Consider the following 23274-nt stretch of genomic DNA (forward strand, 5'->3'; position numbering starts at 1 on the left):
GAATGCTCACCGGTGGGACCAGCGCATCGTGGTCCCACCGGCACGCAAAGTCACTCCTCCGGCGGGGACCACACGTCGGTGCGGGACATGCCGGCGGCGCGGCCCTTGGACGAGATCACCAGGGCCATCTTGCGGGACGCCTCGTCGATCATCTCGTCGCCGAGCATGACCGCGCCGCGCTTGCCGCCCTTCTCCGAGGTGAAGTAGTCGTACGCGTCGAGGATGTTCTCGGCGTGGTCGTAGTCCTCCTGCTTGGGGCTGAAGACCTCGTTCGCCGCGTCGATCTGGCCGGGGTGCAGCACCCACTTGCCGTCGAAGCCCAGCGCCGCCGAGCGGCCGGCGACGCGCTTGAAGCCGTCCACGTCGCGGATCTGCAGGTACGGGCCGTCGATGGCCTGCTTGTCGTGGGCGCGGGCGGCCATCAGGATCTGCATGAGGATGTAGTGGTAGGCGTCGCCGACGTCGTAGCCGGGCGGCTGCTCGCCGACCACCAGGGACTTCATGTTGATCGACGCCATGAAGTCGGCCGGGCCGAAGATGATCGTCTCCACGCGCGGGGACGCGGTGGCGATCGCGTTGACGTTGATCAGGCCGAGGGCGTTCTCGATCTGGGCCTCGATGCCGATCCTGCCGACCTCGTAGCCCATGGTCTTCTCGATCTGGGTGAGCAGCAGGTCCAGCGCGTGCACCTGCTCCGCGGTCTGCACCTTGGGCAGCATGATGCAGTCCAGGTTCGCGCCCGCGCCCTCGACGACCTCGGTGACGTCGCGGTAGGTCCACTCGGTGGTCCAGTCGTTCACGCGGACCACGCGGGCCTTGTCGCCCCAGCCGCCCTCGTTGAGGGAGGCGACGATCGTCTTGCGCGCGTCCGGCTTGGCCAGCGGGGCGCAGGCGTCCTCCAGGTCGAGGAAGACCTGGTCCGCGGGCAGCGTGCGGGCCTTGTCGATCATCTTCTGGCTCGACCCGGGCACGGCCAGACACGAGCGACGGGGACGCTGCTGGTCGACCACTGGGGTACCTCCTCGTACCGGCCGGTAACTACCTTGTCGTGCGAAGGGTGGCACGCACGCCGGACGGCCGCTATTTCGTGAGTCCCGATTCACAGGTGTCTGGCAGGCTGAACCGGTGGAGATCACCCGGGTGCTGGACAACGCGCTGCGCAAGGCCGCCGCCGTGTGGGTCGCGCCGGACGGGCGCCCCGCCCGGCTGGTGTGGGCGCTGTGGCGGGACGAGTCGGTGCTGGTGGCCGTCGGCGGGACCGAGCAGCGGGTGCCGGGGCTGGCCGACGGGGTCGCGTGCGTGCTCACCGTGCGGTCCCCCTCGACCCACTCGCACCTGGTGGACGTCCCGGTGACCGCCCGCCTGGTGGACGTGGACGAGGAGACCGCCGCGGCCCTGCGGACGGCCCGCCTGAACACCACGCCGGCGTGGGAGTCGGTCTACCGCCTGGAGGTCTCGTGATCACGGTGCCGCCGGACTTCGCGTCCTGGCTGGGCGAGGAGGGCGCGGCGTGGAAGGCGTCGCTGCCCGCGCTGGCCACGCGGTTCTGCGCCCGCTGGGACCTCACGCCCGACGGGGACCTCATGCACGGCCACGTCGCCGTCGTGCTGCCCGTGCGGCGGGCCGACGGGCACCCGGCCGTGCTCAAGCTGACCTGGCTGGACGAGGAGACCCGCCAGGAACCCCTGGCGCTCAAGGCCTGGGACGGCGACGGCGTCGTCCGGCTGCTCGACCACGACGACGAGCACGGCGCGCTGCTGCTGGAACGCCTCGACCACACCCGCTCGCTGCTGGACACGTCGATGGAGGAGGCCCTCCAGGTCGCCGGCGGCCTGTTGCGCCGGCTGCGCCGGCCCGCCGGCCCCGGGTTCCGCCCGACCGAGACCGACGACCTGGTCGAGGAGAACGAGGACCTCGTCCCCGCGCGCTTCGCCGAACTGGCCACCGAACTGGGCGTCGAGCTGGCCCGGACCGCCGGGAACACGCTGGTCAACGAGGACCTGCACTACGAGAACGTGCTGCGCGGCACCCGCGAGCCGTGGCTGATGATCGACCCCAAGCCGCTGGCCGGCGACCGCGAGTACGGCGTCATCCCGCTGCTGTGGAACCGATGGTCGGAGGTGGACGGCGAACGCGGCCTGCGGGACCGGTTCGCGGCGCTGTGCGACATCGCCGAGCTGGACGTGGACCGGGCGCGGCGCTGGACGGTGTACCGGGCGGTGGACAACTGGCTGTGGTGCACCGACGAGGGCGAGGCGGAGCTGGCGGCCAAGTGCGAGGCGATCGCGCGGGCGTTCAGCCCGGGACTCTGATCTTCCCGTGCGCCACCGGCACCACCTTCCCACCCACCCGGACGTGCGTGGCCACACCGCCCACCGCGGTCACGTGAAGCTCCACAGTGGACGGTCTCCCGACTTCTTGCCCCTGCCGCACCACGACGAAGTGCTCACCCTCGGGCGCCAGCAACCCCCGGTCGACCAGCCACACCCCCAGGGCCAGCGCCGCCGCCCCGGTCGCCGCGTCCTCACCGCCGGCGGCCCGGAACATCCGGACGTGCGCCTCGCCACCGGCGAAGCACACCGGCACCAGCCCGCGCCCGACCACGTGGTCCGCGAACCCGACCTGCGGCCTGGCCCGCCCGATCGCGCCGTCGCGCACCGGCAGGAAGGTGAAGTCCATGCCCGCCCCCGCCACCCCGGCCTCGGCGTGGGGGTCCACATCGGACAGGAACAGCCCCAGCGCACCGGCCAGCGGCGCCGCGTCGAGGTAGTCGCCGACGACCGGCCGGTCCCCCGCCAGCGTCGCCCCGTCCTCCCGCACCACCACCTCGTGCAGCCCCTTCACGGTCTCCTGCACGCACCGCCCCGTCCCGAGCTTCCCGGCGGTCCGGAGCACCCAGGCGGTCCCCAGGCTGGGCAGCCCGGCGAAGGGCAGCTCGGACGACGGTGTGAAGATGCGCAGCCGGTAGTCCGCGCCCGAGCGCGTCGGCGGCAGCGGGAACGCCGTCTCGGACAGCCCGAACTCGCTCGCGATCGCCTGCAACTGCCCGTCGGACAGCTCCTCCGCCCCGTGGACGACCGCCAGCGGGTTCCCGGCGAAGGCCCGGTCGGTGAACACGTCGACCACGTCGTAGCTCAGCACGCACCCGACCTTAACCGTGATCGGCAAGCGCGCCCGGGCACGGCTAGCCTGGCGGCGTGGTCGCCGTGAACCGGGTTTTCGCCGCGCAGCTCGCCGGGCTGCCCGTCTTCGGGCCGGACGGCGAGTCGATCGGCAAGGTCCGCGACCTGGTCATCGGGTTGCGGGTGGACCGGCAGCCGCCGCGGGTGCTCGGGCTGGTCCTCGAACTGGCCACGCGGCGGCGGATCTTCGTGCCCATGCTGCGGGTCACCTCCATCGAGCCCAACGCCGTGACGCTGGCCACCGGGTCGGTCAACCTGCGCCAGTTCCACCAGCGCACCAACGAGGTCCTGGTGGTCGGCGAACTGCTCGACGCCCGCGTCCGCCTCGGCTCCGGCGCGTCCGCCGTCCTGGTCGACGCCGCCATGGAACCCACCCGCACCCGCGACTGGCGGATGAGCCGGGTCGCGGTCCGCGAGCGCACCGGCCGCCTGGCCCGCCGCGGACCGGTGCAGGTGCTGCGCTGGGAGGAGATCTCCGGCCTGTCGGTAACCGAGCTGGCGGGCCAGCCGCAGGGCGCGCAGCACCTGGTGGCGGTGTTCGAGACGATGCGCGCCGCCGACGTGGCGCTCGCCCTGCACAGCCTGCCCAGCAAGCGCCGGTACGAGGTGGCCGAGGCGCTGGACGACGAGCGGCTCGCCGACGTGATCGAGGAGCTGCCCGAGGAGGACCAGAAGGACCTGCTGGCCCACCTCGACGAGGAACGCGCCGCCGACGTGCTGGAGGCGATGAACCCCGACGACGCGGCCGACCTGCTGGGCGAGCTGCCCGAGACGGAGAAGGAGCGGCTCCTGGAACTGATGGAGCCCGAGGAGTCCGCCCCGGTCAAACGCCTGCTGGAGTACAGCTACGACACCGCGGGCGGCCTGATGACGCCCGAACCCGTCGTGCTCGCCCCGGACGCCACGGTCGCCGAGGCCCTGGCCCACGTGCGCAACCCGGACCTGACGCCCGCGCTGGCCAGCATGGTGTTCGTGTGCCGCCCGCCCACCGCCACCCCGACCGGCCGGTACCTGGGCTGCGTGCACATCCAGCGGCTGCTCCGGGAGCCGCCGTCCGACCTGGTCGCGGGCGTCCTGGACACCGACCTGACCACGCTCACCCCGCGCGCCACGCTCAGCGACGTCACCCGCTACTTCGCCACCTACAACCTGGTGTGCGGACCGGTCGTGGACGAGGACGACCACCTGCTCGGCGCGGTCACCGTGGACGACGTGCTGGACCACCTGCTGCCGGACAACTGGCGGGAAACGGGGCTCACCCATGCCTGAACTGCTGCCGCGCCGCCGGCTGGACCAGCCCCGCCGCCCCGGCTTCCGATTCGAGCTGGACCCCGAGGCGTTCGGCCGCTTCTCCGAGCGGCTGGCCCGGTTCCTCGGCACCGGGAAGTTCCTGTTCTGGCAGACCCTGATCGTGCTCGTGTGGATCACGCTGAACCTGGTCGCGGTCAACCTGCGCTGGGACCCGTACCCGTTCATCCTGCTCAACCTGGCGTTCTCCACCCAGGCCGCCTACGCCGCGCCGCTCATCCTGCTCGCCCAGAACCGGCAGGACGACCGCGACCGCGTGTCGCTGGAGGAGGACCGGGCCCGCGCCGCCCAGACCAAGGCCGACACCGAGTACCTCGCCCGCGAGCTGGCGGCGTTGCGCATCGCGATCGGCGAGGTGGCGACCCGCGACTACCTGCGCAGCGAACTGGACCGCGTCTTCCGCGAACGCAAGCGCCCGAACCTCAAGGACGACCCGCGCTGGGACGACGTCCCGTCCTAGGGCGTTCCCCCGCTAGGGCGTCCCGTCGGGGTCGGTCGCCAGGCGGTCGCAGGAGCGGCCGAACGCGTCCAGCTCCGCCCGGTCGAACACTTCGGCGAAATGGCGCACGACACCCGCGAGATGGGTGCCCGACGCTGTTCGGAGGCGCTCCAACCCCAACGGGGTCAGCACCGCCACCACGCCGCGGCCGTCGCCGTCGGCACGTTCGCGCAGCACCAGGCCCGCGCGCTCCAACCGGTCCACGAGCCTGGTCACCCCGGAGCGGGACAGCAGGACGGCGTCCGCCAGCTCCGTCATCCGCAGTCGGTACTGCGGCGCCTCGGCCAACTGCACGAGGACGTCGTAAGCCGCGAGCGAGAGTCGCTGCTCGGCGATCAGTTCGGCTTCCAGGATCCGAGTGAGCCGCGCATGGGCCCGGAGGAAGGATCGCCACACGCCGAGCTCGGATCGGGTGGGCAACCGGGCACTTCCGGTTTCCGGCACGGATAGCAATGTTACGGAAAGCACGCAACCGGCTGCGCCCAGCCCCGTTGAAGCAGGTGACCAACCGGTAGCTTGGAGGGACGCGGCCCCGCCGTAGCATGGCGTTCTACCCCGATCGAAGGCGATCCAGTGACGACGCAGACCCTCCCCACCGTTGACGACGTGCACAAGGCGCTGGCCGGCGTGCAGGACCCGGAGATCCGGCGACCCATCACCGAACTGGGCATGGTGAAGTCGGTCACCATCACCGACGGGGTCGTCGACGTCGCCGTGTACCTGACCGTCGCCGGCTGCCCGCTGCGCGACAAGATCACCGCCGACGTGACCACCGCCGTCTCGGCGCTGGAGGGCGTCCGCCAGGTCCGCGTGGAGCTGGACGTGATGAGCGACGCCCAGCGCACCGAGCTGCGCAAGACGCTGCGCGGCGGCGTCGAGGAGCCGGTCATCCCGTTCGCCCAGCCGGGTTCGCTGACCCGCGTCTACTGCGTGGCGTCGGGCAAGGGCGGCGTCGGCAAGTCCAGCGTCACGGTGAACCTCGCCGTGGCGATGGCCCAGCGCGGTCTCTCGGTCGGCGTGGTCGACGCCGACATCTACGGCCACTCGATCCCCCGCATGCTGGGCACCGAGGCCCGCCCGACCCAGGTCGAGAAGATGATCATGCCGCCGCAGTCGCACGGCGTGAAGCTCATCTCCATCGGCATGTTCACGCCCGGCAACACCCCGGTCGTGTGGCGCGGCCCGATGCTGCACCGTGCGTTGCAGCAGTTCCTGGCGGACGTGTTCTGGGGCGACCTGGACGTGCTGCTGATGGACCTGCCCCCCGGCACCGGCGATGTCGCCATCTCGGTGGCACAGCTGGTCCCGAACGCGGAGATCCTGGTCGTGACGACGCCCCAGCAGGCGGCGGCCGAGGTGGCCGAGCGCGCGGGGTCGATCGCCCTCCAGACGCGGCAGCGCGTGGCGGGCGTCATCGAGAACATGTCGTGGCTGGAACTCCCGGACGGGACGCGCATGGACGTGTTCGGCGAGGGTGGCGGCCAGGCGGTGGCGGAGTCGCTGACCCAGGCCGTCGGCGCCGAGGTGCCACTGTTGGGCCAGGTGCCGTTGGACCCGCGCTTGCGGGAGCAGGGCGACGCCGGCACCCCGATCGTGCTCGCCGAGCCTTCTTCCACCGCCGCTCAGGTTTTGACTTCTGTCGCCGGCAAGCTTTCTGTCCGTTCTCGTGGTTTGGCCGGCCGTTTGCTCAACGTTTCTCCCGCTGGTCGCTGACCTCTTTCACGCGCTTCTCGCTGGATCTTGGGACGCGCTTCGCGCTCTCGGGATTTCGCGCTGGCGCGCTCTCAAGCGTGGTCGCGCTGGCGCGCTCTCAGGATTAAAAGCGCCTCGCCGGCGGGCAGGCCCCCGGGGGTGGAAGGGCGTCGGTTCGTCCCCCGCACGACCTGCCGGAGGCAACCACCCTTTGGTCTATTCCGCAACCGGAAAAGCTGGTTGCGGAATAGACCAAAGCGCGGTTGGGCTGCGCCCAGGCCGTACGGGGGACGAACCGAGGCCCTTCCTGTGGCTAAATAGCCAAAAAGGGCGCCTTCGGCGCCGAAGGGCCGGGTCGCTGTGCCCACCACCGGCGGTCCCCCGGCCTCCGTGCCCACCTCGCACACCCAGGCGCTCCGCGCGAAGCGCGGCTTTCCTTTGGGCTATTTAGCCAGAGAAAGGGCCTCGGTTCGTTCCCCGTACGGCCTGGGCGCAGCCCAACCGCGCTTCAGCCTCCTTTGCAACCACGCTTCACCGGTTGCAAAGGAGGCTGAAGGGTGGTTGCCTCCGGCAGGTCGTGCGGGGGACGAACCGACGCCCTTCCACCCCCGGGGGCCTGCCCGCCGGCGAGGCGCCTTTATCCTGAGAGCGCGCCAGCGCGTCACGCTTGAGAGCGCGCCAGCGCGAAAGCCCGAGAGCGCAAAGCGCGTGGAAGAAGCGAAGCGTGAAAGAGACTAAGTAGCGTCAGGGTCAAAAGGAGGACGCTCCCCGTGCTGCAAAGGCCGCTCCTGAGCAACAGAAGGCCCCTGCCCGGCAGCGGGATACCCGTTCGGCTTGGAACCGCCTGACCCGCCACCAAGAGAACCGTTGATGGGCACGTCGTCCCACAGGTGCTTGGTGATGGCCCGCTTCGGGTCGAAGTTGCGGAGTTCGCGCAAGTCCTCCAAGGGCTTGCGCAGCGACTCGAACTCCGGCCCCATCTCCTGCTTGAGCTGGTCCCGCGCGCCGGTCGCGTACTCGCGGACCTGGCGGATGGTGCGGCCGACCCAGGCCGCCGCCGACGGGAGTCGTTCCGGGCCCAGGATGAACAGGCCCGCGACGATGATGATGAGCAGCTCAACCCAGCCGATGCTGTCAAACACAGTGCCCGCCTTCGCTCCGCACCACCCACGCCGACGCCCACGAATGAGCCACCAGCCAGCCTAGCCGTCAGTCGGACCGCAGCGTCACCTGCACGGTCAGCTCCCGGCCCTGCCTGGCCAGCACGACCGGAACCGTTTCCCCGATTTCGTGGTCCCGTACCGCGACCGTCAACTCCGCGGCGTTGCGCACCAGGCGGTCGCCGACGCGGGTGATCACGTCGCCCTCCTCGATGCCGGCCGCGTCCGCCGCGCCGCCGTCGGGGACGTTCTGCACCCGCGCGCCTTCCGCGGTCTCGGCGGCCACCGAGCTGACGTTGATGTTCATGTCCGCGTGCTTCACCTGGCCGTCGCGGATGAGGGCCTGGGCGATCTTGCGCGCGTAGTTGCCGGTGATCGCGAAGCCGAGGCCCACGGAACCGCCGGTCTCCGTCCGGATGGACGAGTTGATGCCGACCAGCGCGCCGGACGAGTCGACCAGCGCGCCGCCGGAGTTGCCGGGGTTGATCGCCGCGTCGGTCTGGATGGCGTCGTAGGTGACCTGGGGGCCGCCGTTCTCGCCGGCCGCGGTCACGGGGCGGTGCAGGGCGCTGACGATGCCCTCGGTCACGGTGTTGGACAGCGACAGCGGCGAGCCGATGGCCAGCACCGTGTCGCCCACCGCCAGGTCGTCGGAGTTGCCGAACTGGAGCACGGTCGCGCCGTCCACCTGGACCTTGATCACCGCGAGGTCGGTCTTGGAGTCGCGCCCGACGATCTGGGCCACGGCCCGCTTGCCGTCGGTGAACACCACGGTCAGCTTGGCCGACGTGTCCTGCACGGCCGGCGCGACCACGTGGTCGTTGGTGAGCACGTACCCGGCGCCGTCGATGACGACGCCCGAGCCGACGCCCGCCACGTTCGCGCCCTTGAACTCGATCGACACCACGCTCGGGGTCACGCGCTTGGCGATGTCGGCGACCGACCCGACGGGCCGCTCCTTGCCCGGCTGGACCTCGGCCAGCGTCACCCCGCTGTCGGTCAACGGGTTGCCCGCGCGCCCGAACAGCCAGCCGACGACGCCACCGGCCGCGCCCACCAGCAGCGCCACCACCAGCAGCAACCCCAGCGCGGTCGGCTTCACGCGCCGGCCGAACAGCAGCTCCGGGACGCTCAGCTGCGGCCCCGGCTCGGCGACGGCCTTCTTCTCGACCTCGGGCTCCTCGGTCACCGCGGGCGGTCCGATGACCGCGCTGGCGCCGGGATCGCGCCACGAGTCGCCCGCCGGCTTGCCCTCCCAGAACACGGGCTCGACCTCGGGCTCGCCGTTCAGGTCCACGGGAGGCCGCTGGAGCAGCTCCTCCGTCCCGCGCGGGCGGCCGAACGCGGTGCTCAACGCCTCGGGCGGCGGCGGAGCGAGCTGGACGCCGCCGTTCAACACGGGCCGGTCGGCGGAGAACGCGCCGTCCACACCCTGGGGACGGCCGAAGACGAACGCCTGACCGGGGTCGACGGCCGGCCGCTGGAGGGGACGCGGCGCGAGCCTGCGGTGCGCCCCGTCGTCCACGCCGGACCTGGGGGTCCCGTTGCCCTGCTCCGGCCCGGCCTGTTGTGGCTCGCTCATCGCTCCCCGCACGTCGGTGATGCCCGGTGTTGCGGGGCCCATCGTGCCCGGTGACCGGTGAAGTTGTCGTCAGCGAGCCGGCAGGTGGTCCGCGGCGGGACCGGTGCCGCTCAGCAGCCCCACGCGCTCCTCCACGAGCGGCGCCACGGCGGGCGGCGGGGGCGGGTTGCCGGCGGCGGGTGAGGGCGAGGGCTCCTCACTGCCCGGCACGACCAGTGCCAGAGCGCCGAGCATCAGGCCCGACACGACCACGCCGGCGCCTTGCCGGGCCCGCCGGCTGCCGAACCGGCTGCCCGTGCCGAAAGGGCGGCTCGACCCCAGCACGGGTCCGCTGCCGAACGCCACGCGGTCGGGCCGCTGCACGGCGACCAACTGGCCGTCCTCGGTGACCGCGAGGCCGTCGGGCGCGCTGGGCAGCTCGACCTCCTGCGGGATCGCGCCCAGGCGGGCCAACAGGCCCTCGGGCGCGCACGGGGTCGCCGCGGCGCGCACGGCGGAGCGCGCCTGCTGCTGCGAGTAGGCCTCCGCGGCGCAGAACGGGCAGCGCGCCAGGTGCGCCGCCGCGCGGCTGTGGGCCGAGGACGACAGCTCGCCGTCGACGAAGGCGACGACCGCGTCGGGCAGCAGGTGCTGCTCGGGCAGTCCCCAACCTCGCAGGTCGGTCATGCAGAGTCCTCCCGAACGAGACCCCGACGGCGTTCCAGTGCGGCACGCAGGGCCTGGCGGCCCCGGTGGATCCTGCTCCTCACCGTACCCAGTTTCACGCCGAGGGTGGCGCCGATCTCCTCGTAGGACAGCCCTTCGACGTCGCACAGCACCACGGCGGCCCGGAAGTCCGGCGGCAGCTCGTCCAGCGCCGCCTGCAGGTCGGGGTCGAGGTGGGTGTCGTGGTAGACCTGCTCGGGGCTCGGGTCGTCGCCCGCGAGCCGGTCGGTGTCCTCGGGCAGGCCCTCCATGCGGAACTTGGAGCGGCGGCGGGCCATGTCGAGGAACAGGTTCGTGGTGATGCGGTGCAGCCAGCCTTCGAACGTGCCCGGCTGGTAGGACGCGAGGGACCGGAAGACGCGGATGAACGTCTCCTGGGTCAGGTCCTCGGCGTCGTGCTGGTTGCCGGTCAGGCGGTAGGCCAGCCGGTAGACCCGGTCGGCGTGGTCACGGACGACCTGGTCCCACGTCGGCACGATCCATTCCGTGTCGTCGATGGGCGCGGTGGCGGTGTACGGCTGCGTTGGCATCGTGCGGTGAAGCACCTCCAGTGGGCCGGGCTGCCCTGCTGCACGGTTCAACGCTTCCTGCGGCGAGCGTGTTCCCGTGTGTCCTGCTCTGCGAGGGCCGGGCCAACACCCGCCCTCGCGTGCCCCAAGCATGCTGGGCTCGCTTATAACCATCGTGAGAGTCGCCTGAGAGCACGCTGAGAATTCCGGTTCACGGGACATTCACCCGCTCAGCCGCGTCCGGCGTTAACCTCCGTGCTGTGGATGCGCCGCTGCGCGAGTACGTGGAGCGTTACCTGCCCGAGGACGCCGTCGTCACGGCCGCCCGGGCGCGTGGCGAACAGCTGGGTTGCGTGCCCATCGGCGCCGGTGGCGGCGCGGCGCTGCGGTTCCTGGCGACCGCCTTGCGGGCGAAGGCCGTGGTCGAGGTCGGCACGGGTGCCGGCGTGGGCGCGTTGTACCTGCTCAGCGGCATGCCCGCGGCGGGGGTCCTGACGTCGATCGACGTGGAGCCCGAGCACCAGCGGGCGGCGCGCAAGGCGTTCGCCGAGGCCGGTGTGGGCGCGTCCCGGACTCGGTTGATCATGGGCCAGGCGCTGGACGTGCTGCCGCGGCTCACCGACGGCGCGTACGACCTGGTGTTCGTGGACGCGGCGAAGACCGAGTACCCGAAGTACCTGGAAGAGGCCGTGCGGCTGCTGCGGCCGGGCGGGGTCGTGGCGTTCGACAACATCCTGTGGAGCGGGCGGGTGGCCGATCCGTCGCACCGCGACCCGGACACGGTGGCCCTGCGGGAGGTGGCCCGGTCGGTGCGCGAGGACGACCGCCTGGTGCCGGTCATCCTGCCGCTGGGTGACGGCCTGCTGGTCGCGGCGAAGGCCTAGCCGCCGAACCGCGCCCGGTACTCCGACGGGCTCAGCCCGGTCCGCCGCCGCACCTGCGCCCGCAGGTTGGACGGCGACCCCAGCCCGGACCGCCGCGCGACCACGTCCAGCCGGGTCTCGCCGCGTTCGAGCAGGGCGCAGGCGAGGTCCACCCGGGCGGCGGTCAGCCAGGCGAGTGGTGTCGTGCCGACCTCCTGCTGGAACCTCCGGTGCAGGGTGGCCGGGCTGAGCGCGGCCCGGCCGGCCAGCGCCGCGACGGTCAGCGGCTCGGCCAGGCGCTCGCGCGCCCAGTCCAGCAGGGGTGTCAGCGACGTGTCCGGGACGGCCGGCACCGGCTGCTTGACGAACTGCCGCTGCCCGCCGTCGCGGTGGGCGGCGAACACCAGCCGCCGCGCCACGGTGTTGACGACCTCCGCGCCGTGGTCGATGCGGATGAGGTGCAGGCCGAGGTCCAGCGCCGCCGCGCTGCCGGCGGCCGTGTACACGCGCCCGTCCTCCACGTACAGCACGTCCGGCACGAGCGTGACCTGCGGGAACAGCGATTCGAAGACGTCCGCCCACCGCCAGTGCGTGGTCGCCGACCGCCCGTCGAGCACCCCCGCGTAGGCCAGGGTGAACGCGCCGGTGCAGAAGCTGACCATCCGAGCGCCGCGCAGCGCCGCCGCCCGCACGGCCTCCAGCACCACCTCGGGCGGCCGGACCTCGGGGTCCGGCCGGTTCGGCACGATCACCGTGTCGGCGGTCTCCACGGCCTCCAGCCCCGGCACCCCGGCCAGCGTGAAGAACCCGTTGTGCATGGTCACGGGCCCGGGGGCGCACAGCGTGAACGAGTACCAGGGCCGGCCGCCCAGCTCCGGCCGGTCCAGGCCGAACAGCTCCGTCGCCACGCCCATCTCGAACGGGTTCGAACCGGCGTCGACGACCATCACCACGCGGTGCGAGGAACCAGGCGACATGTGCGATTCCTAGCACTCACACCGCCGCGCGCACCACCACGAGCATGAACGGCATGAACATCGACAAGGCCCTGGCGAGCTTCGAGGAGCTGTGGAGCCCCCGCATCCTGGCCACCGTCAACGACTACGACGTCCGCGTGGCGAAGGTGAAGGGCGAGCACGTGTGGCACGCGCACGCCGACACGGACGAGTTCTTCCTCGTCCTGGCCGGTGAACTCGACATCGCCCTGCGCGACCGGACCGTGCACCTGGGGAAGGGCGACACGTTCGTCGTGCCGAAGGACGTCGAGCACAAGCCGTCGTCGGCGGAGGGCGCGCACATCCTGGTGATCGAACCGTCCGGGACGGTGAGCGTCGGGGACCGCCACGAGGAGGTCCCCGACCACGTCGACGTGACCACCGGTCACGCGCTCACGACGCCGTGACGCCCTTGCCCAGCACGGTCACCCCGCCCGCCGACACGGTGTAGCGCTGCCGGTCGGTGGCGTGGTCCACGCCGATCAACGCGCCGTCCGGCACGACCACGTTCTTGTCCAGGATCGCCCGCCGCACCACCGCGCCGCGCCCGATCCGAACGCCCGGAAGCAGCACGCTGCCCTGCACCACCGAACCGCTCTCCACCACCACGTCCGACGACACCACGGACCCGTGGATGGTGCCGGAGATGATCGACCCGGGACCCACCATGGAGTCCTCCGCGCTGCCGCCCGCGATGAACTTCGCCGGCGGCAGCGGCGGGGTCGCGGTCCGGATCGGCCAGGCCTGGTTGTAGAGGTTGAACACCGGCCGCACCGACACCAGGTCCATGTGCGCCTCGTAGTAGGCGTCGATGGTCCCCACGTCGCGCCAGTAGCCGCGGTCGCGCTCGGTCTCGCCGGGCACGACGTTGTCGGAGAAGTCGTAGACGTGCGCCTGTCCCTGGTCGACCAGCATGGGGATGATGTCGCCGCCCATGTCGTGGTCGGAGTCGGGGTTGGCCGCGTCCGCGCGCAACGCCTCGATCAGGGCCTCCGTGGTGAACACGTAATTGCCCATCGAGGCGAAGGTGACCTCCGGGTCGCCGGGCACGTGCGGCGGCTCGGCGGGCTTCTCCAGGAACCGGGTGATCTGCCCGAACTCGTCGGAATCGATGCACCCGAACGCCTTGGCCTCCGCGCGCGGCACCCGGATGCCCGCGACCGTCACGCCCGCGCCGGACTGGACGTGCTGGTCCACCATCTGGCCCGGGTCCATCCGGTACACGTGGTCCGCGCCGAAGATGACGACGTGGTCGGGCTTCTCGTCGTTGACGAGGTTCAGGCTCTGGAAGATCGCGTCGGCCGAGCCGGTGTACCAGCGGGGGCCCAGGCGCTGCTGGGCGGGCACCGGCGTCACGTACTGGCCGAGCACATTGGACAGCCGCCACGTGGTCGAGATGTGGCGGTCCAGTGAATGGGATTTGTACTGGGTGAGCACGCACAGCCGGACGAAACCGGCGTTGACGAGGTTGGACAGCACGAAGTCGACGAGCCGGTAGTTACCGCCGAAGGGCACCGCGGGCTTTGCCCGGTCGGCGGTCAACGGCCACAACCGTTTGCCTTCGCCACCGGCGAGGACAATTCCTAGTACATGCGGTTGCCCTTTCACGACAACGACCCTAACCGGGCGGGCACCGGGCCACCACGGCGAAGCGACGGAGACCCGCGCTGTTCACCCGGACGTCCGGCGGGCCGGGGTTACGGTGGGCGGCGTGCGAATTGGACTGCTGACACGGGAGTACCCGCCGGAGGTCTACGGCGGCGCCGGGGTGCACGTCGGTTTCCTCGTGCCGAGGTTGCGGGAGCTGGTGGAGGTGGACGTGCACGCGTTCGGCGCGCCGCGCCCGGACGCGTTCGCCCACAACCCGGCGGCGTCGCTGGCGGGCGCGAACGCGGCCCTGGGCGTGCTGTCGGCGGACCTGGAGATCGCCGCCGCGCTGGGTGGCGTGCAGGTGGCGCACTCGCACACCTGGTACGCCAACATGGCCGGTCACCTGGCGAAGTTGCTGCACGGCGTCCCGCACGTGGTCACCGCGCACTCGCTGGAGCCGCGCCGGCCGTGGAAGGCCGAGCAGCTCGGGGGCGGGTACCGGATCTCGTCGTGGGTGGAGCGCACGGCGTACGAGGCGGCGGACGCGATCATCGCGGTCAGCGACGGGATGCGCGCGGACGTGCTGGACTGCTACCCGGCGCTGGACCCGGCGCGGGTGCACGTGGTCCGCAACGGCATCGACACCGCCGAGTACCACCCGGTGAGCGAGACGGACGCGTTGGCGCGGCACGGGATCGACCCCGCCAAGCCGATCGTCGCGTTCGTCGGGCGGATCACGCGGCAGAAGGGCGTCGGGCACCTCGTGGCGGCGGCGCACCGGATCTCGCCGGAGGCCCAGGTCGTGCTGTGCGCGGGCGCGCCGGACACGCCGGAGATCGCCGAGGAGACCCGGCTCGCGGTGGCCGAGCTGGCGGCGGCGCGGCCGGGCGTGGTGTGGATCCAGCAGATGCTGCCGCAGGCGGACGTGCGGCAGATCCTGAGCCACGCGGCGGTGTTCGTGTGCCCGTCGGTGTACGAGCCGCTGGGGATCGTGAACCTGGAGGCGATGGCGTGCGGCACCGCCGTGGTGGCCTCCGACGTCGGTGGCATCCCCGAGGTGGTGGACCACGGCCGGACCGGGCTGCTGGTGCACTACTCGGCCGACGACGAGCCGGCGTTCCGGACCGGGCTGGCGGACGCGGTCAACGCGTTGTTGGCGGACCCGGCGAAGGCTCGGGCGTTCGGCGCGGCCGGGCGGGAGCGGGCGGTGCGGGAGTTCTCCTGGTCGACGGTGGCCGAGGAGACCGTGGCGGTGTACGAGGCAGCCCTGTCACATCCCATGTGATGTGGGTCACAGCAACAAAACGCAACCTGCGAGCGTTCCGACCACCTTTAACCAGTAGGGGATCGACTACTGGGGGTCATCATGAGGTGGGTCGTGCTCGCCTGCCTTCTTCTGGCGGGCTGCGGCGCCGCGCCGGCGCGGACGACGGCGTCGCAGGTGCCGCTCACCATCGGCGGCAAGCCGGTGGTGGACGCGCAGGGGTTGCAGATGCAGGCCGAGGCGGAGCTGAGCTACACGCTCAGCTTCGGCTACGTGGCGCGCGCCGGTGACGCGGTGAGCTGCTGGTTCGCCCGCACCGGGGCGCAGGCGGAGGTGGACCGGCGGCTGTGGTGCGGGCCGGTCCAGGTGCCCGGCACGGCCGCGGCCACGGACTGGGTGCCGGTGCCGTTGAAGGAGGTCGAGCAGAACGACGGCGGCGTGCGGCTGGAGGTCCAGCCGCCGCAGGTGCCCGACCCGGGCAGCCGCAGCACACCGGTGGGCAAGCTCGTGCGCACCGACGGGCGTGAGGCGGACGCGGACCAGGGCGGGAAGCTCGCGGGGCCGGACTTCCTGGCCGTGCAGCCCGACGACGGCCGGGCGCTGCCCGAGGCGGCGGGCCTGGTCCGGGACGACCAGTTGGCGCTGAGGATCACCGGGTACGGCAGCCCGGAGGCGTGGTCCACCGAGAAGGGCGAGCTGCGCGCCGAGCACGGGGTCCGGCTGCGGGTGCTGCGGCTGTCGGTGGAGCGCCTGCGCGAGACGGACACGGCGTTCCGCCAGGCGCCGTGGAGCGGGTGGCTGCCGCAACCGCCGGAGGCGGCGCTACAGGTGCCGGGCAAGCGGCACCCGCTGCCGATGGACCGGTTGCCGGAGACAGGGTCGGTGTTCGTGGTCTACACCGTGCCCGACGCCGGCGGTCAGGAGGCGCTGGCGCTGTCCACGGTGGGCGCGAAGTCGTTGGAGCAGCGGGTGGAGGTGCCCTCGGGGGTCGCGCTGGGCGAGGTGTTCCCGGCGCTGCGCCGCCCGCCGGGTCCGGCGTCGCCGACACCCGTGGCGCACAAGCTGAAGGTCGGCGGCGCGGAGGGCGCGCTGGAGGTGCAGCGGGTGCGCCTGGGCAGGCAGCGGCCGGTGAACGTGGACGGCCAGCAGTACGGCCTGGCCACCGCGTCCGCACCGGACAGGGCCCTGCTCGAACTGCGCCTTCAAGGCCGGGACCTGCCCCAGACGGCGGGGGCGGCGCTGACCAAGGACCTGGTGGCGGTGACCCTGCCGGACGGCTCCCGCGCGCCGCTGGTGGGGGCGCGCTACGGCGGTGACACGTTCCCGGTGGCCGTGGTGGTGGAGGTGCCGGCGGACGCGCGGTCGGTGTCCGTGGCGGTGACGGCGGGCACGGTGGACCTGCCGATCCTGGGCGCGACACCGATCGAACCCGGCGACCCGGTGGCGGTGCCGCTGGACTTCTGACCGACGGACCCCCGGCCGGCAGGCTCGCGGCCGGCGCTTTCCCGGCCGGCGCGCTCCGGATCGGCGGATTCACGGCCGGCGCGCTCCTGGCCCGCAGAGCCACGCGCGGCAGGCTCGCGGCGCGCAGGACCACGCCCGGCGGGCTCATGGCCCGCAGAACCACGCCCGGCGGGCTCATGGCCCGCAGAACCACGCCCGGCGGGCTCATGGCGCGCAGGGCCACGCCCGGCGGGCTCGCCGCCCGCAGGACCACGCGCGGCGGGCTCCTGGCCCGCAGAACCATGCGCGCCTGGCTCGCGGCGGGCGGAGCCACGGCCGGCCGACACCACCGCCACCGCCGCGAGGGCGAGCCAGCCGACCACCAGCACCACCAAGCCGGTCCACCCCCACCCCTGGTACGCGGTGCTGCCCGCCGTACCACCGGCGCTGCTCCCCAGGTAGAAGGCGAACAGGTACGCGCCCGACGCCGGCCCCTTCGCGGTCGCCCGCGCGCCCACCCACGCGCTGGCCACCGCGTGCACCGCGAAGAACCCGCCGGTGAACACGGCCAGCCCCAGCCCCACCGCCACGAGGCTGTCCGGCACGGTCACCAACGCCCCCGAGGCGGTGACCGCCAGCGCGGCCAAGGCGATCACCGCCCGGCCGTGCCGGTCGGCCAACCGGCCCGCCACCGCCGAGCACGCACCGCCCGCCGCGTACGCCAGGAACACCAGGGAGGCCAGGCCCGGTGGCAGCGCCAGCCGGAACGCGACCACGTTGAACAGCGAGACGAACGCCGACACCCCCAGCACCGCCACGGCGTACAGCGCGAGCAACACCGGGTCGGTCAACGCCGAGCGCAAGCCGGCCTCGCGGCGCGACGTCGGCTTGCCCGCCGGCAGGTACGCGGCCGTCACCAGGGCGCAGGCCAGCGCGAACCCCGCCACCACGGCCAGCGCGCCGCGCCAACCGATCCAGTCCGTCCCGATCCCCGCGACCAGCCGCCCGATCATGCCGCCCGCGCTGTTGCCCGCGATCAACGCGCCGATCGCCGCACCGATCGCGGCGGCCTCGTCGGCGAGGAACGCCATGGCCACCGCCGGGATGCCGGCCGTCGCCACGCCCTGCAGCACCCGCAGCCCGAGGAACGCCGGGTAGCTGGGCGCGAGCGGCAGGACCAGGCCGATCACGGCCGCGAGCAGCACCGACCACACGATCACCCGCCGCCGCCCGACCCGTTCCGCCAGCACCGCGCACGGCACCACGGCCAGCGCCAACGCGCCCGTCGCCGCGCTCACCGCCAACGACGCCGTGCCCGGCCGCAACCCGAACTCGGCCGCGATCTGCGGCAGGACCGGCTGCGGCGCGTACAGGACCGCGAACGTCGCCAAGCCGGTCGAAACGGTGGCCACGGTGAGACGACTGGGCATGTTTCCGACGCTAAGCCATGCGTCCAATACGAGATTTGAGCACAATCAATACCGTGATGGATGAATTGGCCCCGAAACTCGCCGTGCTGCGCGCCCTCGCCGAGGACGAGCACGTGACGCGCGCGGCGGCGGCCGTCGGGGTGCCGCAGCCCACGGTCAGCCGGTGGCTGGCGGCGATGGGCGAGTCGCTCGGGGCGCCGCTGGTCGTGCGCAGCGGCCGGCGGGTGCGGCTCACGCGGGCCGGGCGGCTGCTCGCGTCGGCGGCGGACCGGGCGCTCGCGGTGTTCGAGGCCGGGCACCGGGCGGCGGTCGAGGAGGTGGACCCGTCGCGCGGCCTGGTCGCGCTGGGGTTCCTGCACCTGCTCGGGCGGTCGCTGGTGCCGGAGTTCGTGCGCGGGTTCCGGGAGGAGCACCCGCACGTGCGGTTCCGGCTGGTGCAGGACTCGCGGCAGGTCCTGCTGTCCCACCTGGAGGACGGGGTGGTCGACCTCGCCCTGGTCGCGCCGCCGCCGCACGACGCCGCCCACGAGCACGCCGTCGTGCGCACCCAGGAACTGGTCCTGGTGCTGCCGCCCGGCCACCGGCTGGCCGGCCGGGACGCCGTCGAGGTCGCCGAACTGGCCGACGAGGAGTTCGTCGGGCTGGAACGCGGCTACGGGCTGCGCCAGATCACCGACGACCTGTGCGCGGCGGCCGGGTTCGCGCCCCGGCTGGCCTTCGAGGGCCAGGAGACGGACACCGTCCGGGGGCTGGTCGCCGCCGGCCTGGGCGTCGCGCTGCTGCCGCACGCGGAGGGCCCGACCGGGCTGGTCGAGCTGCCGCTGGCGCCCGGCGCGCGCCGGGAGATCGCCCTGGTGTGGCTCGCGGGCGTGCCGCTGCCACCGGCCGTGCGGGCGTTCCGGGACCACGTCCGGAACGCCTGAACGGGGTGCGCGAACGCGCGGCGTGAATTCGACAACCAGTAAATTCTCCCGATCGAGGGATACGCGACACGATCGCGTGCAGCCGAATGCGGCGCTCTTCGCGCCGGGCCACGATGGGCGGGCAGGTCCGAATCCACGAGGAGGAATCCGTGCGCAACCTCGTCCGCCTGGTCGCGGCCACAGCGTTGTCCCTGCCCGTCGTCGTCGGCGCCGCCGGCCTCGCGTCCGCGGAATCCGCGGGCTACCACGGCGACCACGTCGGCGTCGGCCCGCTGGGTTTCCACGTCGACTACACGGACGCCCACTCCGGCGACGGCGAAGCCTTCTACCACAACGAACACCTGTACGCGGGCGACCTCGGGTTCCACTACCACCACATCGCGTCGTTCGCCGACGACGGCAGCGACCACCACGACGACGGCGCCGAGGCGGGCCACGCCCACGAATCGGTCGACGTGCACCCGCTCGGCTTCGCCTACGATTCCGGCGCGAGTTACGCCGAGAACGACTGAGAATCCACTCGTTCGGGCGGAATCGGCGTCGCCCGCGCCGATTCCGCTCAGCGGCCGTGGTGTTCCGCGAACTCCACGAGAGTGCGCGCGGCGAATCCGGTGGCGCCCGCCACCACTTCGTCGTAGTTCTTGTCCGACCGCGCCGGGCCCGCGATGTCCAGGTGCGCCCACGGCAGCCCGCCGGTGAACTCGCGCAGGAACAGCGCCGCCGTGATGCCGCCCGGACCGGGCGGGCACTGCCGCAGGTCGGCGATGTCGCTCTTGACGTCCTCGGCGTGGTCCTCCAGCAGCGGCATCCGCCACCAGGCCTCGCCGACCCGCGCGCCGGCGTCCGCGATCGCCGCCGCCACCGCGTCGTCGGAGGCGAACAGGCCGCCGGTCCGCACGCCCAGGCTGACCTTCATCGCGCCGGTCAGGGTGGCGACGTCCACCAGGACGTCCGCGCCCAGCTCGTCCACCGCGTAGGCGAGGGCGTCGGCCATCACCATCCGGCCCTCGGCGTCGGTGTTGCTCACCTCGGTGGTCAGGCCGCCGAAGTGCCGCACGACGTCGCCGGGCCGGTAGGAGTCGCCGGACACGTGGTTCTCCGCGCACGGCACCAGACCGGTCACCCGGACGGGGAGGCTGCGCCGGGCGATGGCGATCATGGCGGCGATGACGGCCGCGCCGCCGGCCATGTCCGTGCGCATCAGGTGCATGCCCTCGGCGGGCTTGACGGAGATGCCGCCGGTGTCGAACGTGATGCCCTTGCCGACCAGCGCGAGGTGCGGTCCGGTCGTCGCGCCCTCCCAGGTCAGGTGCACCATCCGGGGCGGGCGGGACGAGCCCGCGCCGACCGCCAGCACGCCGCCGAACCCGTTGTTCGCCAGCCACTTCTCGTCGCGCACCCGCACGCCCAGGCCGGGCACCGCGCCGGCCAGCCTGGCGGCGGTCGCGGCCAGCCACGCCGGGTCCTTGACGTTGGACGGGGCGTTCGCGAGGTCCCGGGTCAGGGCGGTGGCGGCGGCCAGGTCCGCGGCGACCCGCACCTCGTCGGCGTCCGCGCCCACCAGGCGCAGCGACTTGACGCGCTTGGGCGCGTCCTGCCCGGTCACCTTGAACCGGTAGCCGCCCAGCACCAGGCCGAGCACGAGGGACCGCACGTCGGCGTCGGGCGTGAGCAGCACGTCGAACGTGGTCGCGCCGCCGGCCTCGACGTCGCTGTTCAGGGCGCGGACCAGGCCCGCGCCCGCCGTGCGCCAGTCGGCCGGGGTGCCCGAGCCGACGCCCAGCACCCAGCGGCCGGACAGCTTCGCGGTGCTGCCCGCCTTGCCGGTGACCTCGGAGGTCACCTCGACGTCGGCGCCGCCCGGACCCAGGACGACGGGCTCGCCGGGCGTCGCCAGCACGACCGCGCCCACGCCGCGGCGGACCGTTTCGGCCGCCTCGACGGCGACCAGGGGGGTGGGCAGGGGCAGGCGCACGGCAGGGTCCTCCAGGGCTTCGGGTCGGGGTCACGACGTAGCGATGCCCCGGTTCCACTGTGGAACCGGGGCGTCGACGATTCTCGCTCCGGCTAGGGTCAGCCAGCGGCTGCCTTGAGGGCTTCACCCAGGGCGTTGGCCTCGTCCGCCGACATCTCGACGACGAGGCGCCCCCCACCCTCCAGTGGAACGCGCATCACGATGCCACGCCCCTCCTTGGTGACCTCAAGGGGACCGTCGCCGGTCCGGGGCTTCATGGCCGCCATCGCGTGCTCCCTCCGTCAACTTCTTCCCCGTCCGACCAGGGCCGGATACCGACCCATTCTCCCCTATGCGGACTCGGCGGCGAAACCGAACCGATCTTCTCGGGGTGGCGGAGAGTGGTTGACGATCTTGGTCAACGCCCAGTTCAGCGCCAGGATCGCCGTGCCACAACGATTTTCGGCGTGCTTTTTCCGCTGTCACCTGGTTGTGACCAATTCGCGGGCTGTGGCGTGTCGCGGGGTCGCCCTGACAGACTCGGAACCCGTGCGGGCACGTTCGGCGCTCTTCGACGTCTACGGCGGCCACCTGCGGGAGCGGGGTGGCGCCGCGACCATCGCCGCCCTCGTCCGGCTGCTCGAACCGCTGGACTTCGCGGCGCCCGCCGTGCGCACCGCCGTGTCCCGGACCGTGCGGCAGGGCTGGCTGGAGCCGGTCCGCCTGCCGTCGGGCCCCGGCTACGCGATGACCCCCCGGGCGGAACGCCGGCTCGACGAGGCCGCCGCCCGCATCTACCGGACCCGGCCGTCCACGTGGGACGGACGCTGGCACGTGGTCGTGCTGGAGGAGCTGCCCGCGCGGGAGGCGCGCGACCGGCTGGCGTCCCCGCTGCAACTGCTCGGCTACGGCGCGCTGGGCCCGGTGACCTGGATCGCACCGCGCCCCTCCCCCGAGCTGGCCGACGTGCTGGCGGCGGAGGGTGTGGCGGCGAGCACGTTCCACGGGGAGCACGAGGGCTCGCCGGCGGCGCTGGCGGCGCGGGCGTGGGACCTGGAGACGCTGGGCCGCGACTACACCCGGTTCGTCGCCGAGTGGGAGCCGGTGGTGTCCGCAGTGGACGGTTCGTCGCCGGCCGAGGCGTTCGCGGCGTCCCAGCGCTTCCTGCACGCGTGGCGGAAGTTCCTGTTCCGCGACCCCGGACTGCCCCGCGACCTGCTGCCGGAGGACTGGCCGGGCACCGCGGCGGCCGAGTTCTTCGACAAGCACACCGCACGGCTCGCGCCCGCGGTGCGCAAGTTCGTGGACGACAGCCTCGACTAGCCCGCATGGAGGTCCCACCAGTGTCCGAACTCCTCGTCGACGACGCCGACGGCGTTCGCACCTTCACCCTGAACCGGCCCGAGTCGTACAACTCGTTCACGGTCGCCCTGAAGGAGCGCCTGCTGGCGGCCGTCCAGGAGACCGCCGAGGACGAGGCGGTCCGAGCGGTGGTCATCACCGGGGCCGGCAAGGCGTTCTGCGCGGGCCAGGACCTGAAGGAGCACGTCGCCCTGCTGGAAGCGGGTGACCCGGCCCCGCTGCACACGGTCGAGCAGCACTACAACCCGCTGGTCAAGGCCATCGTGGCGATGCCGAAGCCGGTGATCGCGGCGGTCAACGGCATGGCGGCGGGGGCCGGCGCGTCCCTGGCGTACGCGTCGGACCTGCGGGTGGCGGCGGCGTCGGCGAAGTTCCTGATGGCGTTCGCGAACGTGGGACTGACGGCGGACTCCGGGGCGTCGTGGACCCTGCCGAGGCTGATCGGGCACGGGCGGGCGATGGAGATGATGCTGCTGGCCCAGCCGGTGGACGCGGAGGAGGCGCTGCGCATCGGCATGGTGAACCAGGTCGTGCCGGACGGCGAGGCCCTGTCGACGGCCCAGGCGCTGGCGCGGAAGCTGGCGGCCGGGCCGACGGTGGCCTACGCCAAGATCAAGGAGGCGATGGCCTTCTCGGGCGAGCTGGCGGCGGCGCTGGAGGTGGAGGCGCGGACGCAGGCGGAGGCCGGGGCGACGGCCGACCACCGGGAGGCGGTGGCGGCTTTCGTGGAGAAGCGGCAGGCCCACTTCAAGGGCCGCTGACGGGCGCGGGCTGGGCAGCACGGGGTCGGCGGCGCGCGCTCAGCGGCGCAGG

The 23274-nt window shown here is 72.8% G+C and carries 24 protein-coding genes; 12 read left to right on the forward strand and 12 right to left on the reverse strand.

What is annotated here, in order from left to right; translation table 11 throughout:
• Positions 1-50: 50 nt before the first annotated feature.
• A complete protein-coding gene (locus tag ABD126_RS05220) occupies positions 51-1010 on the reverse strand; it encodes an HpcH/HpaI aldolase/citrate lyase family protein (protein ID WP_343932470.1) in 960 nt (319 codons plus the stop codon).
• Between the two features lie 115 nt (positions 1011-1125).
• Between ABD126_RS05220 and ABD126_RS05225 the strand changes: the two genes are divergently transcribed.
• Positions 1126-1461 (forward strand): hypothetical protein, encoded by a 336-nt coding sequence (locus ABD126_RS05225; RefSeq protein WP_343932471.1) that lies wholly within the window; start codon positions 1126-1128, stop codon positions 1459-1461.
• Positions 1458-2312 carry an aminoglycoside phosphotransferase family protein gene (locus ABD126_RS05230; protein ID WP_343932472.1) on the forward strand — a complete coding sequence of 285 codons (855 nt, stop codon included), beginning with the start codon at positions 1458-1460 and terminating at the stop codon, positions 2310-2312. Before ABD126_RS05225 ends, ABD126_RS05230 begins: the two co-directional genes overlap by 4 nt.
• Here ABD126_RS05230 and ABD126_RS05235 read toward each other — a convergent pair.
• Complete coding sequence (locus tag ABD126_RS05235; RefSeq protein ID WP_343932473.1) at positions 2296-3141, reverse strand: PhzF family phenazine biosynthesis protein; 846 nt, start codon at positions 3139-3141, stop codon at positions 2296-2298. The two genes, ABD126_RS05230 and ABD126_RS05235, sit on opposite strands and share 17 nt — an antisense overlap.
• A gap of 56 nt (positions 3142-3197) precedes the next feature.
• Here ABD126_RS05235 and ABD126_RS05240 point away from each other — a divergent pair, with 56 nt between their 5' ends.
• Together ABD126_RS05240 and ABD126_RS05245 are read left to right on the forward strand one after the other, a co-directional pair.
• Positions 3198-4451 (forward strand): magnesium transporter MgtE N-terminal domain-containing protein, encoded by a 1254-nt coding sequence (locus tag ABD126_RS05240; protein WP_343932474.1) that lies wholly within the window; start codon positions 3198-3200, stop codon positions 4449-4451.
• Positions 4444-4950: a DUF1003 domain-containing protein gene (locus tag ABD126_RS05245; RefSeq protein ID WP_343932475.1), complete on the forward strand. Its 507-nt coding sequence runs from the start codon at positions 4444-4446 to the stop codon at positions 4948-4950. Before ABD126_RS05240 ends, ABD126_RS05245 begins: the two co-directional genes overlap by 8 nt.
• A 12-nt stretch (positions 4951-4962) precedes the next feature.
• Here the strand turns inward: ABD126_RS05245 and ABD126_RS05250 are convergent, their stop codons facing one another.
• Positions 4963-5433 (reverse strand): MarR family winged helix-turn-helix transcriptional regulator, encoded by a 471-nt coding sequence (locus ABD126_RS05250; protein WP_343932476.1) that lies wholly within the window; start codon positions 5431-5433, stop codon positions 4963-4965.
• A gap of 129 nt (positions 5434-5562) precedes the next feature.
• Here ABD126_RS05250 and ABD126_RS05255 point away from each other — a divergent pair, with 129 nt between their 5' ends.
• Complete coding sequence (locus ABD126_RS05255) at positions 5563-6702, forward strand: Mrp/NBP35 family ATP-binding protein (protein ID WP_343932477.1); 1140 nt, start codon at positions 5563-5565, stop codon at positions 6700-6702.
• A 713-nt stretch (positions 6703-7415) separates the two neighbouring features.
• Here ABD126_RS05255 and tatB read toward each other — a convergent pair.
• The 4 genes from tatB to sigE form a co-directional block, all read right to left on the reverse strand.
• Positions 7416-7823: a Sec-independent protein translocase protein TatB gene (tatB, locus tag ABD126_RS05260; protein WP_343932478.1), complete on the reverse strand. Its 408-nt coding sequence runs from the start codon at positions 7821-7823 to the stop codon at positions 7416-7418.
• Between the two features lie 67 nt (positions 7824-7890).
• Positions 7891-9423 carry a S1C family serine protease gene (locus tag ABD126_RS05265; protein ID WP_343932479.1) on the reverse strand — a complete coding sequence of 511 codons (1533 nt, stop codon included), beginning with the start codon at positions 9421-9423 and terminating at the stop codon, positions 7891-7893.
• A gap of 69 nt (positions 9424-9492) precedes the next feature.
• Positions 9493-10089 (reverse strand): anti-sigma factor, encoded by a 597-nt coding sequence (locus ABD126_RS05270; protein WP_343932480.1) that lies wholly within the window; start codon positions 10087-10089, stop codon positions 9493-9495.
• Positions 10086-10658 (reverse strand): RNA polymerase sigma factor SigE, encoded by a 573-nt coding sequence (sigE, locus tag ABD126_RS05275; protein WP_343932481.1) that lies wholly within the window; start codon positions 10656-10658, stop codon positions 10086-10088. Before sigE ends, ABD126_RS05270 begins: the two co-directional genes overlap by 4 nt.
• Positions 10659-10897: 239 nt before the next feature.
• Here sigE and ABD126_RS05280 point away from each other — a divergent pair, with 239 nt between their 5' ends.
• Positions 10898-11521, forward strand: a complete 624-nt coding sequence (locus tag ABD126_RS05280) for an O-methyltransferase (RefSeq protein ID WP_343932482.1) — start codon at positions 10898-10900, stop codon at positions 11519-11521.
• Here the strand turns inward: ABD126_RS05280 and ABD126_RS05285 are convergent.
• Positions 11518-12477, reverse strand: coding sequence for a helix-turn-helix domain-containing protein (locus tag ABD126_RS05285; RefSeq protein WP_343932483.1), 960 nt, complete (start codon positions 12475-12477; stop codon positions 11518-11520). The genes ABD126_RS05280 and ABD126_RS05285 overlap by 4 nt on opposite strands.
• 53 nt (positions 12478-12530) lie before the next feature.
• Here ABD126_RS05285 and ABD126_RS05290 point away from each other — a divergent pair, with 53 nt between their 5' ends.
• Positions 12531-12902 (forward strand): cupin domain-containing protein, encoded by a 372-nt coding sequence (locus ABD126_RS05290; protein WP_343932484.1) that lies wholly within the window; start codon positions 12531-12533, stop codon positions 12900-12902.
• Here ABD126_RS05290 and glgC read toward each other — a convergent pair.
• A complete protein-coding gene (gene glgC, locus ABD126_RS05295; RefSeq protein WP_343932485.1) occupies positions 12889-14103 on the reverse strand; it encodes a glucose-1-phosphate adenylyltransferase in 1215 nt (404 codons plus the stop codon). The two genes, ABD126_RS05290 and glgC, sit on opposite strands and share 14 nt — an antisense overlap.
• A gap of 103 nt (positions 14104-14206) precedes the next feature.
• Here glgC and glgA point away from each other — a divergent pair, with 103 nt between their 5' ends.
• Complete coding sequence (glgA, locus tag ABD126_RS05300; protein WP_343932486.1) at positions 14207-15370, forward strand: glycogen synthase; 1164 nt, start codon at positions 14207-14209, stop codon at positions 15368-15370.
• Positions 15371-16653: 1283 nt separating this feature from the next.
• Here glgA and ABD126_RS05305 read toward each other — a convergent pair.
• A complete protein-coding gene (locus tag ABD126_RS05305; protein WP_343932487.1) occupies positions 16654-18222 on the reverse strand; it encodes an MFS transporter in 1569 nt (522 codons plus the stop codon).
• 56 nt (positions 18223-18278) lie between these two features.
• On the opposite strand from ABD126_RS05305, the gene ABD126_RS05310 reads away from it, so the two are divergent.
• Together ABD126_RS05310 and ABD126_RS05315 are read left to right on the forward strand one after the other, a co-directional pair.
• Positions 18279-19145 (forward strand): LysR family transcriptional regulator, encoded by an 867-nt coding sequence (locus ABD126_RS05310; protein ID WP_343932956.1) that lies wholly within the window; start codon positions 18279-18281, stop codon positions 19143-19145.
• Between the two features lie 149 nt (positions 19146-19294).
• On the forward strand, positions 19295-19657 hold the full coding sequence (locus ABD126_RS05315; protein WP_343932488.1) for a hypothetical protein: 363 nt from the start codon (positions 19295-19297) through the stop codon (positions 19655-19657).
• 47 nt (positions 19658-19704) lie between these two features.
• Here the strand turns inward: ABD126_RS05315 and ABD126_RS05320 are convergent, their stop codons facing one another.
• Positions 19705-21120 (reverse strand): leucyl aminopeptidase family protein, encoded by a 1416-nt coding sequence (locus ABD126_RS05320; protein WP_343932489.1) that lies wholly within the window; start codon positions 21118-21120, stop codon positions 19705-19707.
• Positions 21121-21218: 98 nt separating this feature from the next.
• A complete protein-coding gene (locus tag ABD126_RS05325; protein ID WP_343932490.1) occupies positions 21219-21386 on the reverse strand; it encodes a DUF3117 domain-containing protein in 168 nt (55 codons plus the stop codon).
• A gap of 262 nt (positions 21387-21648) precedes the next feature.
• On the opposite strand from ABD126_RS05325, the gene ABD126_RS05330 reads away from it, so the two are divergent.
• Both ABD126_RS05330 and ABD126_RS05335 read left to right on the forward strand, forming a co-directional pair.
• Positions 21649-22422 (forward strand): PaaX family transcriptional regulator, encoded by a 774-nt coding sequence (locus tag ABD126_RS05330; protein WP_343932491.1) that lies wholly within the window; start codon positions 21649-21651, stop codon positions 22420-22422.
• 5 nt (positions 22423-22427) lie between these two features.
• Positions 22428-23222, forward strand: coding sequence for an enoyl-CoA hydratase-related protein (locus ABD126_RS05335; RefSeq protein WP_343932492.1), 795 nt, complete (start codon positions 22428-22430; stop codon positions 23220-23222).
• Positions 23223-23274 lie beyond the last annotated feature (52 nt).

Source organism: Saccharothrix mutabilis subsp. mutabilis (assembly GCF_039521145.1).
GTDB lineage: Bacteria > Actinomycetota > Actinomycetes > Mycobacteriales > Pseudonocardiaceae > Actinosynnema > Actinosynnema mutabilis.